A 12,840-nucleotide genomic window follows, 5' to 3' on the forward strand; every position below is an offset into this window, starting at 1 on the left:
CTTACCTAGACGGAATGAAGCGCGCATTGCCGCAATGTTTTTTGCGTGACGTCGACCGATCCGCCGGCACGGGCAGCGGTCGACGCAAGCGGCCTGCATGCGTGCAGCCGCTCCCTCGCGCGAGATGCGGCGCATGACCTTGCGTGGCCCCCATTTCGTATACATGTCGTTGCCTGGCCGACGCGCGGCGCGTCGGCAGCCCGCCGGCAAACGAGTCGCCGTCCGGCCGGCCCGCGAGCGAAAACGCGACGGGCAGCGTGCGGCCCGACAATCCTCCGGTTTCAACCGGGAAGTTTTTGTGACATTCGACTGAAGATATTCACGAAACACGCGCGAAACACGGGGTGCGATCGTCGGGACCGTTTACGCCGCACCGCAAACCGCGAGCACGTGCGAAATCCTGCGGCTTGCAGCCGCCCGATTCGTCCTAGCTATTGAGAACGGAACATGTCAACGACAGGACACATCATGTCATTCGCCACGATGCTCGTACGGTGGCTCGCCGGGCGATTGGCCGGCGCCGCCGGCATGCCGGGCCAGCTGCATCCGCGCGCCGCCGCTCGTGCCGCGTCGAATCCGCCGCTGCGCTGGCGCTCGCCGTGGCTCGCGTGGCAACTGCTGTCGTGGTCCGTGCTCACGCTGCTCGCGCCGCCGGTCTGGACGATCGGCACGCTGCTGCTGATCAATCCGTCGAGCGATCAGCCGCTGTTCTGGGCGCTGGCGATGGCGATCGTGCCGGTCGCGAACGGGGTCGCGATCGTCGCGACGAACCAGCGGCATCACCGCACGCCGTTCACCCGCCGCCCCGCGGTTGCAGCCCACACGTTCGCGATCGCGATGACCGTCGGCTGCACGCTGTTCGTGCTGCTGCTGTGGCGCTCGCACGCGATCGCCGACCTGGTCGGTCCGCTTGCCGACGACGGCATGCGCCCCGCGACGCTCGCGTGCTGGGTCGCGGGGCTCGCCGCGCTGTTCGGCGTCGCGTCATCCGCGCATGCGAGCATCGCGCATGCGTGGATGGCGTTCGAGGTGTGAGCGCGCCGCGCCGACACTGCGGAGGGGCACGCGGATGCATCGATACGGGACGGGAAGGACGGCATACGCACCGCGCGAACGCGGCATCGCGATCGTGACGGTGCTGCTCGTCGTCGCGCTGGCGGCCACGCTCGCGGCCAGCGTACTGTGGCGCCAGCAGGTCGCGACGCGCGACGTCGAGAACCAGCGGCTCGCGACACAGACGATGTGGATCGAGCGCGCGGCCGTCGAATGGGCACGCGCGACGCTGCGCGCGCAAAGCGCGACGTCGAACGTCACGTTCGTCGGCCAGACGTGGTCGGCGCCGGTCGCCGACGTGCAGCTCTCGGACCTGCTGCCGTCCGACGCGCTGGCGGTCAATGCGGAGCTGTCGCGCGCGTGGATCTCGGGCAGCGTCGAGGACGCGCAGGCGCGCTTCAACCTGATGAACCTCGTGTCGCGCGCCGCGCCCGGCAAGCCGTGGCAGTCCAACGGCGAAGGCGTGCTGGCGTACCGGCGCCTGCTCGGCCAGTTGTCGCTCGATCCGGCGCTCGCGCAACCGACGGCCGACTACATGCTGCGCTCGCTGCGCGACGCGAACGGCCCGGGCGGCTGGCCGCTGCAGCTCGTGTCCGTCGACGATCTCGCACGTATTCCCGGCTACGACGCGCATGCGATCGAAGCGCTCGCGCCGTACGTCACGATCCTGCCCGACCTGACCGTCGTCAACGCGAACACCGCGACCGAACCCGTGCTCGTCGCCGCGATCCCGACGCTGTCGGCGAGCCAGGCCAAGCGGCTCGTCGACCGGCGCGCGACCGCCTACTTCGTGAGCACCGGCGACATCGCCGAATACCTGCTGCCCGCGCAGGGCGGCAACCCGACGTTGCCGGACGGCTCGGCCGTCGGCGTAAACAGCGGCTACTTCATCGTGCATTGCCGCGTGCATTCGGCGCGGATCAACGCGCGCGTGGACACGCTGATCGCACGCTACGGCAGCGGCAATTTCGCGTGGACGTCGGTGATCTGGGTGCGGCGGCTGACGAGTTGAAGCCGGATGCGGCAGAGACGGGCGCGGCGAACGCCGAGCCGGGCCGGCAACGTGCGGTCGGCGCCGGCTAATTCAGCGACGACTCGCTCAACGTCACCGGTCGCTGCCCCGGCGACGCCGCCGCATCGAACGACAAGCGCGTGAAGCTCGTCTCGCGCACTTCGCCGAGCAGCCGGTTCCAGTCGTCGATCGACACGAGCAGCGCGATCGGCCGGTTGTACTTGGTGACCATCACCAGTGCCTCGCCGGCGTGCCGCAGCGCCTTCGACGGATTGCTGCTGAAGTCGCGCGTCGCCATCGCGATCGTGCGCAGGCTGAACACGTTCGCGGCCGGATCGTCGCCGTTGTCGTGCAGCAGGCACTCGAGCGTCGCGGCGCGCAGCAATGCCTGCGACTTCGACGACAACCGGCTGTCGCGGCGGCGCCGCCGTTCGCTGCGCGGGTCGACGTGCACGGCGAGCATCCGCACGATCTGGCCGAGCGTCGTCGCGGGCAACCGGTCGTAACGCTGCCACCAGTCGGGCGGCAGCGCGATCATCATGCCCGCATAGGTGGCCGTGACGCCGTCGGCGATCAGCGACGGCAGGCGCGCGACGTCGCGCGCATCGAGATCGAGTGCGCCGTCAACGACGCGCGTCATCGCGCTGAACGCGTTGTAGGCGAACGCGGCGATCCCGCTCGCCAGCAACGCCGCACGCGCGGGCACGGCGCCGAACGGCGTGCCGCCCGTCACGGACTCGAGCGCGAGCGGCAACGCGTCGCGCCAGCGTCGACGCGACAGCGCCACGATCTGCGGCGCGTCGAACCGCTCGGCCGGCAGATCGGTCAGCAGCGTGACGCTTTCGCCGGACGCCTCCGCGCCCTCCCATTCGATCTGGCGAAACGTGTCCGACGCGCCGCCTTCGCCGGACATCCCGACGGATCGTTCGCGAACGCGCCCGGCGCCGAACACGCCGGCGTCCCGCCAATCGCCGAGCGGTCGGCACGCAGTTGAACGGCCGTATTCGCGCAGCACGAACGCGCCGCCCCGGCGCGGCCAGCCGGACAGGATCGCATCCGTATCGAAGCGCCCGTCGACGATCCACAGCTCGCCGGGCCGGACCGCTTCGAGCAGCGCGCCGACGAATGCACGCTCGTGCGACCGGCCGCGCTCGCAAGGCAGCAGGTCGACGATCATCCCGAGATCCGGGTCGTACACCGGCAGGACGCGCGCACCGCCGGCCGCCGCATCGCGCGCCGGGTCGTCGCACGCGCGCCCGCAATCGCAACCGTCGGCTCGCGGCGCACAGGCCTCGCCAGCCCCATCGAGCACGCGCAGCCGCATCCCGTCGACGGCGCACGCACCGTCGACGCCGCGCACCGACGCGACCGGCAGCAGCAGGTCGACGCTGTCCCTGGCCAGCGCACGCCCCCAGCCGGACCGCCACCGGCTCATGCAATCGTGCAGCGCCGTCACGGCTGCGCCGAACCCCGGCGCGACGGCGCCGGCCGCATCCGGCATCCGCCGCCACGCGGCAATCGCCGCGATCGCGTCGACGGCAGCGGCGAACAGCGCCTCGCGGATCGACTCGCCGTCGGGCTCGTCGCCGGCGCCCGCCGCGGCGTCGACCCAGTCGTCGTGTAGCGCGCATTGCAGGACGAGCCGCGCCATGATCGTCATCGGGCTCTGCTCGACGAAGCGTTCGACGATCGTGCGCATCATCGCGTTACCCCACACGGTCCGGTCGAGCGCGCGGGCCGCCGCACCGGCATGCGCTCGCGCGCGTCGAACCGCGTTCGCACTTGACGCAGCGCGATCGACCCCGCAGCATCGTGAGCGACCCGCTCCGCGCGACGCCGCGCCGTCGCGGCGGGCCACCCGCAATCAATGCACGAGGCACCGGCATGTACGTAGATCCCCGCGTGGCGCACGGCCGCGCCCGGTTCGATCTGAGCGGCTCCCCGCGGCTCATCGCCGACGAGCGCCGCTGGGAAATCAGCGATGTCGTCACGCGCGGCCTCGACGATTTCAAGGGCGTGCGCAATCGCCGCAACCTGCTCCGCTTGCTCGAGCGTCAGATCGCGCCGAAACTCGTGCGCCTCGGGCTCGAACCGTACGTCGGCGCGCTCGGTCACGCAGAAGGGCTGTTCGTCCATTTCTCGACGATGAGCGCCGAGCACGGCTTGCGCGAATTCCAGCTTCAATTGACGGTGCCCGACCTCGTGCTGCGAAGTTTCGCGTCGAACGCGATCCGGCCGCACGCGGTCGCGCGCTGCATGCAGCGCAACGGCGTGATGTCGCTTGCGGAGATCGAGCACGAGACGCGCATCGCGTTCGTCGCGGCGCGCGTGATGCGCTCGCTGGCGATCGCGGAAGGCTGGCAGCAGGTCGGCGTGCCGACGCCGCACGGGCTGTTCGTCGGCACGCTGACACCCGCGTGCGACGTCGCGATGAATACCTATTTCCGCCCCGGCGACAACGATCGCCCGTCGCGCTGGAGCGGCTTCTCCGCCCTCTTCTCGACGATGCCGGACTGGCGCCCGGAACAGGTCCGGCACGGCGGCGAACTGCTGCAATGGATGGTCAACCATATCGTGGCCCTGCAAGAATCCGCACCGTTCGTCGAACGCTTTCCGTTTCTGCGCGAGCCGCTGCGCGATGCCGACGACCCGCTCGACGCCGCATGGACCGGCGCGCGCGCCGACCACCGTGCATGACGGGCGATCCGGGGGCCCATTCCGGCCCCCGTTCCCCCGGTCTCCACGCCATCGCCCCTCTTCACGGCCCTCGCTCTCTCATATACAAGGTCGCAGCAGCCTCGCCTAACCCGCAGACTTTCTTGCAACGCCGATGCGGCGCGTCAATGCGTGCGCGTGGGCCCGCCCGGCTCCGGGCGGCCGACCGTCTCCAGCACGGCCCACATCCAGATCAGCTCGCGCACCGTGCGTGCATGCTCGTCGCTCTGCGCGCGCCACCGCCCGAAAGCGTCGCGTTCCCGTTCAGTCGTGTCGCCGGCGCGCAGCCACAGCAGCCAGCGCACCGCGCCCTCGCGGATCGCGTCGGCGCGCGTGTCCGCGTCGCCGGAATCCGTATCCCGTTGCGATTCGTTCATGATCACGCCACCGCCCGAAGCTCCCTCGACACACATCCCCCCACCGCGCATCGCTGCGCGGCCGGGGCGCTTGCCACCCACGCCTCGGGTCCGACGACGCCCCACCGGGCCGTCACGCGTGACGACCCGGCGTTTGCCGGCCCTCATGGATAAGGTCGTATCGACGCGCCGTAACCCGCAGCGCGGGCAGCACCGCGGCAGGCGAAGCAACGGCCGGATGGAAACGGGAGAAAGGAAGGAAAGCGGAACGCGGGGAAAGCAGCTCGGCCCGGCTCAGCTCAGCTCAGCTCAGCTCAGCTCAGCTCAGCTCAGCTCAGCAGCACGATATTGCCGGGCAGGCGCGTGATGTGCGCGCCGTACAGGCGGCCGACCATGTCGATCACGTCGTCGAGCCGCGTGATCGGAAACTGCGCCTGCATTCGGTTCGCGCCGAGCGACGCGCTGCGCAGGATGACCTTGCCGCGCCGGTAGCGGTTGATCTCGTCGACGACGTCCGACAGCGGCACGCCGTTGAACACCAGCATGCCGCGCCGCCACGCGCTGACGGCGCCCGGATCGGTCCGCGACACCGGCTGCACGCCGCGGTCGTCGTAGACGACCTGATCGTCGGCGCTCAGCGTACGCGCGCCGCGCGGATGTTCGAGCGTGACCGTGCCGGACAGGCAGGTCACGCAGACCTGCGCACCCGTACGCCGCACGTTGAAACGCGCGACCAGCGCCCGCATGCGGCCGCCGCCCGCCACCACCGTGACCGGCTGGATCGGCGTCGCGCGGCCGGCCGGCGGCGCGACCGCGTCGATCTCCGCCTCGCCCGCGACGACTTCGACGCCATGCGCGGCATCGCTCGCCGGCAGCACGTCGACGCGCGTTTGCGTATTCAGTTCGACCGTGACCCGCGACGACAGCGCGACGCTGCGCTGCTCGCCGGTACCCGTGTGGTAATCGGCCGCGATGTCGCCGAGCGACGGCCACAGCTGCAGCGGCGGCCGCACGACGAGCCACGACGCGCCCGCGGCGACCGCGAAGCCGATGAACGCGCGCCGCCCGGTGCGCATCGTGCGTTCGCGCCTGGCGACCTGTGCCCAGGCCGCGGCCGTGCGCTCCTCGTACGCGAGTTCGGTCGCGGCCGTGCGCAGCGAGCTCCAGGTGCCGCGCAGCAGATCGGCGGCTTGCGGACGATCCTTGCACCAGCGTTCGAACGCGTCGGCGTCGTCCTGGCTCGCGTCCCCCGAGCGCAGACGCAGCAGCCACGCACTCGCTTCGTCGAGTTCGTCGTGGGCAGGTTGGGCCTGGGCTTTCGTCATCGTCCGGATGCTCAAAATTTGCGCGGGCCGCCTCGCGTGCCCGCGTACGAATCGCCGTCTTCCTGCATCCGCTGCAGGCAGTACTTCATCGCCGCGCTCAGCTCGCTTTCGACGAGCCGCAGCGAAATGCCGAAATGCTCGGCGATCTCGCGATTCAGCAGGCCGTCCACGCGGGCGGCCAGCAAAATCGCGCGACGCCGCGGCGGCAGGCCGCGCAGCACGTCCTTCAGCGTCTCGACCTTGCGGCGCGCCGCGACGATGCGCTCGGGATCGGCCAGTTCGTCGGGCACCTCCAGCAGCGTCTCGACGTCGTCGTCGTGCAGATGCCGCCGTTCGCGCCGATGCTGGTCGATCGCGACATTGTTCGCCATCCCGAGTATATAGGCGTCCGCGTTCGTCACCTGCGTGGAGACGTTCGCGTTCTCGAGGCGAAGCCAGGTTTCGTGCAGCGCATCGGCGGCGCCGTCCTTCGACCCCGTCACGCGTTCCAGCCGCCTGACCAGGTACGCGTAGCGCGTCGCCAGCAGATTCCGGAGCCCGGAGCGGTTGCCGTCGGACATGATGGCCTAGCCCCGAACGGCCGGCTGCGGCGCCGGACAACGGAAATGCACGCCGTTGCCGGCCGGGCGCAGCAGGATCGTGACCGGCTGCGGCAGGTCCGCAGGCGGCGCGTCGTCCAGCTTCAGCGCGCGCAGCGCGCGCATCACCGCCGCATCGCGGGCGGCCGAACCGCTCGATGCCACCATGTTGACCGCCACCACCGCCCCCCTGTTGTCGATGCGCATCTGCGCGACGAGTCGATAGCTGCCCGGCACGGCCGCCGGCTGCGCGCACAGCGCATCGATCAGATGCGCCTGCAGCAGGCCCGCGAACGCGCGCCGATCGCCGGAATCGCCGATCCCGTCGATCGGCAGCGCCGCATCCGCCGGCGTGTCGGCCGGCGCGGGCGGCGTCTCGGCGGCCGGCTGCGCGACGATGATCGCTTCGTCCGGACGCGAGAATTCCGCACGCAACCCCGTTCCGGCCAGCATCCGCTCGAGCGCGTCGCGCGGCGCGAAATCGCCCTGGACCGGCACACTCGTGCGCCCGTCGAGCAGCGGCGCCGGCGCGAGCACGATCATCTCGGTGAGCCGCGCGAAATCCTGCAACGTCTTCGCGAGCGGCTGCGCGGGCAGATCGAAATGCACCGCGCTACCCGGTTGGCGGCCGATGGAACCGGTCTCCTGCGCGTACGCGCCGCGCATCGACAGCACGGCGAACGCGAGCCACGCGACGAGCGCCAGGACACCGGTCGGCGCCCGTGAACGAGTCATGAATCCCTGGACGGAAGTGGAGTTGCACGCCGCGTGCCGAAGCGTGCATCCCCGTGAGCGGCTCCGTCGCAAGCGAACGACAGATTGTGAGCGGGCACTGTGACAGTCCGGTGAAGCGTTTCGCCGCGCGACGCGATCGCGCCGCACCGCTTTCGTGCATCGCGCACTCGCACGTGAACCACGACGCCCGCCGCTCAGGGCCGGCGCACGACGAAGTTGCCGATGCCCGTGCCGACGACGGCCATCCGCACGTCGCCGGACCACAGCGTGATCGTCACCGGCACGTCGATGCTTTCGCTGCCGAGCACGATCCGCGACGGCGCTTCGCCGCCGCCCGTGTAACGCACCGACACGCCCGTCACTTCGCTGCCCCAGCGGCGGGCGCGATACAGGTCGTCGGTCATCGGCGCCCAGCCGCCGCTTTCGGTGCGCTGCACGAAGCGATAGCCGCCGCCGACCGGCTGCCATGCGATCGGCATCGCGCGCACCTGCGCTTCGTCGCCGGCCGATTCGAGCAGGTTCGCCAGGCGCTGCGCCTCCTCCGCCAGATCGGTGCGCCGGTTGCGCGACGGCGCGAGCGTCACGACCGCGACCAGCAGCCCGACGATCACGAGCACGACGAGCATCTCCAGCAACGTGAAGCCGGCCGCCGTGCGACGTGCAGCGCCCGCGCGTCGTCCGCGCCCGTTCAGGATGCCCATCGTTCCGTCACTGCCACGAGCCGATGTCCGCATCGTTGCCCTCGCCGCTCGGTTTGCCGTCCGCACCGTAACTGAACACGTCGATCGCGCCGTGCGCGCCCGGGTTCAGGTATTGATACGCGTTTCCCCATGGATCCTTCGGCAAGCGCTCCAGGTAACCGCCGTCCTTCCAGTTGTTCGGTATCGGATCGGTCGTCGGCTTCTGGATCAGCGCGGCAAGCCCCTGCTCCTGCGACGGATAACGGCCGTTGTCCAGGCGATACAGGTTCAGCGACTGCATCATCGTGCCGATGTCCTGCTTGGCCGCGATGCGGCGCGCCTCGTCCGGACGACTCATGATCTTCGGCACGATCAGCGCCGCGAGAATCCCGAGAATCGCGACCACCACCATGATCTCGATCAGCGTGAAGCCGCGTTGCGTGCGACGACGCCCACGTTCACGCACGTGGCCGGCGTACGACGCTCGGGTTTCGTTGAGGCCCGTCATCATGCATTCACCCTCGCGGCAAAGAATGGAAAACGTGTTCTGTCCATTGCATCGACCCGTCGCCATGAAACCATTCGACCTGCTTCGCATCGCGCCGTCCCGCACCGATCTCGTACAGCTCGCGGCGACGCTCGCTGCCGCGGCAGCGCTCGCCGCCGTGTCGCTGTGGGCCGTGCGCGTATTGAGCGCCGCCGATGCGCCGGTCGCGGCGCTTGCACCGCCGCCCGCGCCGGTCGACGTTGCGGCCGGCGCACGGCTGTTCGGCGCGAAACCCGACGACGGCCGCGATGCCATCCAGTTGCTCGGCGTACTCGCGTTCGATGCACGCCGAGCGGCCGCGATCGTCAGCGTCGGCGGCGAAGCATCGCGCGTCGTGTCGCTCGGCGCGGCGATCGGCGAAGCCGCGAAGCTTGCCGAGGTTCGCGCGCGCTCGATCGTCGTCGACCGCAACGGGCTGCAACGCGAAATCGCGCTGCCCGCCGCGGAGAAAGCCAACGCGTTCGTGCGCTGAGCCGCGCATCACTGCACCATGTTGTTCAGCTCGATGATCGGCATCATCACCGCCAGCACGATCACGAGCACCACGCCGCCCATCGCGAGGATCAGCAGCGGTTCGAGCAGGCTCGTCAGGAACATCGTGCGGCGCTCCAGCTCGCGCGATTCGCCTTCGGATGCGCGATCGAGCATCGTCGTCACGTCGCCCGTCGCCTCGCCCGAGCGGATCAGGTGCACGAGTACCGGCGGAAACGTCTTCGTATGCGCTAGCGCACGCGACAGCGCGGCGCCTTCGCGCACGCGGACGATCGCGTCGTCGACGTTCGCGCGCATCGCGCGGTTCGACAACGTCTCGCCGGCCGCCTGCAACGCGCGCAGGATCGGTACGCCGGCCGCCGTGAGAATGCCGAGCGTGCTCGCGAAGCGCACCGTGTTGTAGCCGCGCACGAGCTTGCCCGCGAGCGGCGCGGTGAGCACCCACGTGTCGAACCTGAGCCGCGGCGGATCGCGCGACAGCACCTTGCGGATCGCATAGACGATCGCGACCGTCGCCGCGAGCGACGCCCACCACCAGTGCCGCACGAAGTCCGACAGCGCGAGCATCACGACCGTCAGCGTCGGCAGTTGCTGCTTGGTGCTGGTGAACACGTTCGCGACCTGCGGCACCACGTAGCTCAGCAGGAACGTGACGATGCCGAACGCGATCAGCGTGACGATGCCCGGATACGTGAACGCAAGCAGGATCTTCTGCTTCAGCGCGTTGCTTTGTTCGATGTAGTCGGCCAGGCGCGACAGCACGATGCCGAGCTTGCCCGTGTGCTCGCCGGCCGCGACGAGCGCGCGATAGATCTCGGGGAAATCGCGCGGATGCTGGCTCAACGCATTCGCAAACGAATGGCCGCCGACGACTTCCGCTCGGATCGACGCCATCAGCTCGCGCACGTATTCGCGTTCGGCCTGCTCGCTCAATACCGACAGCGATTCGTCGAGCGGCAGACCTGCGACCAGCAGGCTCGCGAGCTGGCGCGTGATGATCGCCTGCTCGCGCTGCGAGAGCTTGCGGCCGAGCGACAACCGTTGATGGCGCTCGCCGTGCAGACGCTGCGCGGCCAGTTCGACGACGAGCGGCGTGAGCCCCTGCGTGCGCAGATGGCTGCGGCCCGCGCGCGCGCTGTCGGCTTCGAGCACGCCTTTCAGCGTGCGGCCGGTGGGATCGATCGCTTCGTAGCGGAATGCCGACATGTCAGTGCCCTCGTGTCACGCGTGCGACTTTTTTCGGCGACGGCGCGCAATGTGCCGGGCGGAGTCGCCGGGGAAGACTACGGAGCGAACCGGCGCAGATTTGTGACGGATGTTGGGCTACCTTTTTTGACGGGGCTTATTACCCGGATTCGCCATTCTTATAACGTAAAAACGATTTCAATCTTATCCAGTCAATTAACTGAACACACATTAAATACACTACGACCTTGCTCGACCTTTCATTTACAGATTCGAGCGACAATCAGAAAAATACATCGAAACGGAAGGTATTCATCGACGTGCGCAATGTTCCGTAACATCCGCCACGAAACCGTCGTGAAGTTGGGATAGCGCTGCCTGGCTCCGCATGCTGTTTCAACGACCTCCGTTAAGCCCGACACGGGCTCTCGCGCGCAATCCGTCGAACGACGCCGCCCCAATCCCAGTATCTGGACGCTCCAGCGCGTGCCGAATGACGCTCCGATCGGCGCTTTATCCATTCGAATAACGCAATGGCTCGATCGATAAAAATGTTACGCACCATTCGTTATGAAAAATTCACACGCGCCGTTCGAATTCCCTCCTACATTTACCCGGCGGTCCATAAGCATTCCAACCGCAGTAGCAGGGGTTCCCGTTTATCTTCGTTCAAGGAAATTTCTCATGAAATCCAGCAAGCGCAAGATCTGTCAAGTCCTCGCTCTCGTTGTTTCCGGTCTGGGCGCCACGGCCGCGATGGCCGCGGACATCCACGGCGGCGGTTCGTCGCTCGTCGCCCCGACCATCGGCGCGATCGGCAACACCGCGACCGAAATCGGCCTGTTCGGCACCGCCGAAGGCTCGTTCACGTATTACTCGGTGGGTTCGGGCGCCGGTCAGAACGCGTTCCTGAACAACCAGCCGACGTTCTTCGGCGCAGGCGTCACGGGCACGGTCCACTTCGCGAACAGCGATGCGGCCCTGTCGACCGCCCAGCTCACGTCCTACAAGGCCGGCCTCGGCGCGACGAATGGCCCGCTGATCCAGATTCCGTACGTCGTCACGCCGATCACGGTGCCGGTCGTCAACGGCCCGGCCGTGACGAGCACGACGACCCCGCAAACGACGCCGAATCAGGCACATAGCATCGCGCTGAACGACAACGACCTGTGCGGCGTGTTCTCGGGCAAGCTGACGAACTGGAATCAGGTCACGAATCCGGAAACGGGTTCGGTGTACGCGCTGAACGCACCGATCAAGGTCGTCTACCGTTCGGACGGTAGCGGCACGACCGAACTGCTGACCCGCCACCTGGCAGCTGTTTGTACGACTGCCAATACGGCTGCGGGCGTGACGTTCGTCGATTCGCTGACGTTCACGGCTTCGTTCCCGGGCGGTGTTCCGTCGAACTTCACGCCGGCTTCGGGTAGCGGTGGCGTGCGTACGCAACTGGTGAGCTACCAGTCGGCCGGCACGGCCGCTGTCGCTTACCTGAGCCCGGACTACACGAACACGTTCCTGGCTCCGAAAAGCACGGTCGTGACGTCGGCCAGCGCATTCCAGCTGCCGGTGGCAAGCCTCGTGAACGCCTCGAACGGCGTGTACTACGCGCCGACGTATGCGAACGCGACGACCGCACTCAGCACGGCGACTGTCCCGAGCACCCAAGCTCGCGCCGCCAACCAGGCGAACTGGGTGCCGAATGTCGGCAATCCGGGTTCGGGCTATCCGGTTTCCGGCACCAGCCAGATCATCCTGAGCCAGTGCTACGCGGATCCGTCGGTCAAGACCGCCGTGCACGACTTCCTGAACAGCCACTACACGAACGCCAGCTTCGCGTCGATCGTTCACGGCAACGGTTTCGACACCGTGTCGTCGAACTTCCAGACGGCAATCTCGGCTGACTTCCTGAGCAACACGAGCGGCTTCAACCTCGACATCGGCAACACGAGCGTCTGCACGGGCTCGGTCACCGGTCGTTAAGCCATTTGACGGTGGATGCTCCACCGTCTCTGCAACTGCGCCCTTGAATCGTCAAGGGCGCAGTTTTTCGTTTACAGCTTCAATCCGCACTACTCGTCACCGTCAGGTCAAGCATCGTCTGATGCACTCACGAAGAGCCTTGGATGATGGCTGACGCAAGAGGAAAATCTCATGGGATT

The 12,840-nt window shown here is 68.2% G+C and carries 13 protein-coding genes; 5 read left to right on the forward strand and 8 right to left on the reverse strand.

From position 1 onward, the window contains the following. The first annotated feature begins 468 nt into the window (after nucleotides 1–468). Entirely contained in the window at nucleotides 469–1,035 is a 567-nt protein-coding gene (locus WS54_RS08395) for a hypothetical protein (protein ID WP_034204560.1), read from the forward strand. A gap of 34 nt (nucleotides 1,036–1,069) precedes the next feature. Next, nucleotides 1,070–2,065, forward strand: coding sequence for a type II secretion system minor pseudopilin GspK (gene gspK / locus WS54_RS08400; protein ID WP_034204559.1), 996 nt, complete (start codon nucleotides 1,070–1,072; stop codon nucleotides 2,063–2,065). A gap of 67 nt (nucleotides 2,066–2,132) precedes the next feature. On the opposite strand, the gene WS54_RS08405 is transcribed toward gspK, so the two are convergent. Then, entirely contained in the window at nucleotides 2,133–3,767 is a 1,635-nt protein-coding gene (locus WS54_RS08405) for a transposase (RefSeq protein WP_059783023.1), read from the reverse strand. 182 nt (nucleotides 3,768–3,949) lie between these two features. On the opposite strand from WS54_RS08405, the gene WS54_RS08410 reads away from it, so the two are divergent. Beyond that, nucleotides 3,950–4,762, forward strand: a complete 813-nt coding sequence (locus WS54_RS08410) for a hypothetical protein (protein ID WP_059783021.1) — start codon at nucleotides 3,950–3,952, stop codon at nucleotides 4,760–4,762. Between the two features lie 143 nt (nucleotides 4,763–4,905). On the opposite strand, the gene WS54_RS08415 is transcribed toward WS54_RS08410, so the two are convergent. The 6 genes from WS54_RS08415 to gspG form a co-directional block, all read right to left on the reverse strand. Then, entirely contained in the window at nucleotides 4,906–5,157 is a 252-nt protein-coding gene (locus tag WS54_RS08415) for a FecR/PupR family sigma factor regulator (protein ID WP_236872708.1), read from the reverse strand. Between the two features lie 308 nt (nucleotides 5,158–5,465). Continuing rightward, entirely contained in the window at nucleotides 5,466–6,461 is a 996-nt protein-coding gene (locus WS54_RS08420; RefSeq protein ID WP_059784937.1) for a FecR family protein, read from the reverse strand. A gap of 11 nt (nucleotides 6,462–6,472) precedes the next feature. Next, nucleotides 6,473–7,021, reverse strand: a complete 549-nt coding sequence (locus WS54_RS08425) for an RNA polymerase sigma factor (protein ID WP_034204554.1) — start codon at nucleotides 7,019–7,021, stop codon at nucleotides 6,473–6,475. 6 nt (nucleotides 7,022–7,027) lie between these two features. Beyond that, entirely contained in the window at nucleotides 7,028–7,774 is a 747-nt protein-coding gene (locus WS54_RS08430; RefSeq protein WP_059783016.1) for a secretin and TonB N-terminal domain-containing protein, read from the reverse strand. Between the two features lie 194 nt (nucleotides 7,775–7,968). After that, complete coding sequence (locus WS54_RS08435) at nucleotides 7,969–8,508, reverse strand: GspH/FimT family pseudopilin (RefSeq protein ID WP_082725133.1); 540 nt, start codon at nucleotides 8,506–8,508, stop codon at nucleotides 7,969–7,971. After that, nucleotides 8,483–8,965 carry a type II secretion system major pseudopilin GspG gene (gene gspG / locus WS54_RS08440; RefSeq protein WP_442861305.1) on the reverse strand — a complete coding sequence of 161 codons (483 nt, stop codon included), beginning with the start codon at nucleotides 8,963–8,965 and terminating at the stop codon, nucleotides 8,483–8,485. Before gspG ends, WS54_RS08435 begins: the two co-directional genes overlap by 26 nt. A 22-nt stretch (nucleotides 8,966–8,987) precedes the next feature. Between gspG and WS54_RS08445 the strand changes: the two genes are divergently transcribed. Further along, nucleotides 8,988–9,473: a hypothetical protein gene (locus WS54_RS08445; protein ID WP_442861306.1), complete on the forward strand. Its 486-nt coding sequence runs from the start codon at nucleotides 8,988–8,990 to the stop codon at nucleotides 9,471–9,473. Between the two features lie 8 nt (nucleotides 9,474–9,481). On the opposite strand, the gene gspF is transcribed toward WS54_RS08445, so the two are convergent. Then, on the reverse strand, nucleotides 9,482–10,699 hold the full coding sequence (gene gspF / locus WS54_RS08450; RefSeq protein ID WP_059783010.1) for a type II secretion system inner membrane protein GspF: 1,218 nt from the start codon (nucleotides 10,697–10,699) through the stop codon (nucleotides 9,482–9,484). A 663-nt stretch (nucleotides 10,700–11,362) separates the two neighbouring features. On the opposite strand from gspF, the gene WS54_RS08455 reads away from it, so the two are divergent. After that, nucleotides 11,363–12,661, forward strand: coding sequence for a substrate-binding domain-containing protein (locus tag WS54_RS08455; protein WP_034204551.1), 1,299 nt, complete (start codon nucleotides 11,363–11,365; stop codon nucleotides 12,659–12,661). Nucleotides 12,662–12,840 lie beyond the last annotated feature (179 nt).

This window comes from Burkholderia sp. NRF60-BP8, assembly GCF_001522585.2.
Lineage (GTDB): Bacteria > Pseudomonadota > Gammaproteobacteria > Burkholderiales > Burkholderiaceae > Burkholderia.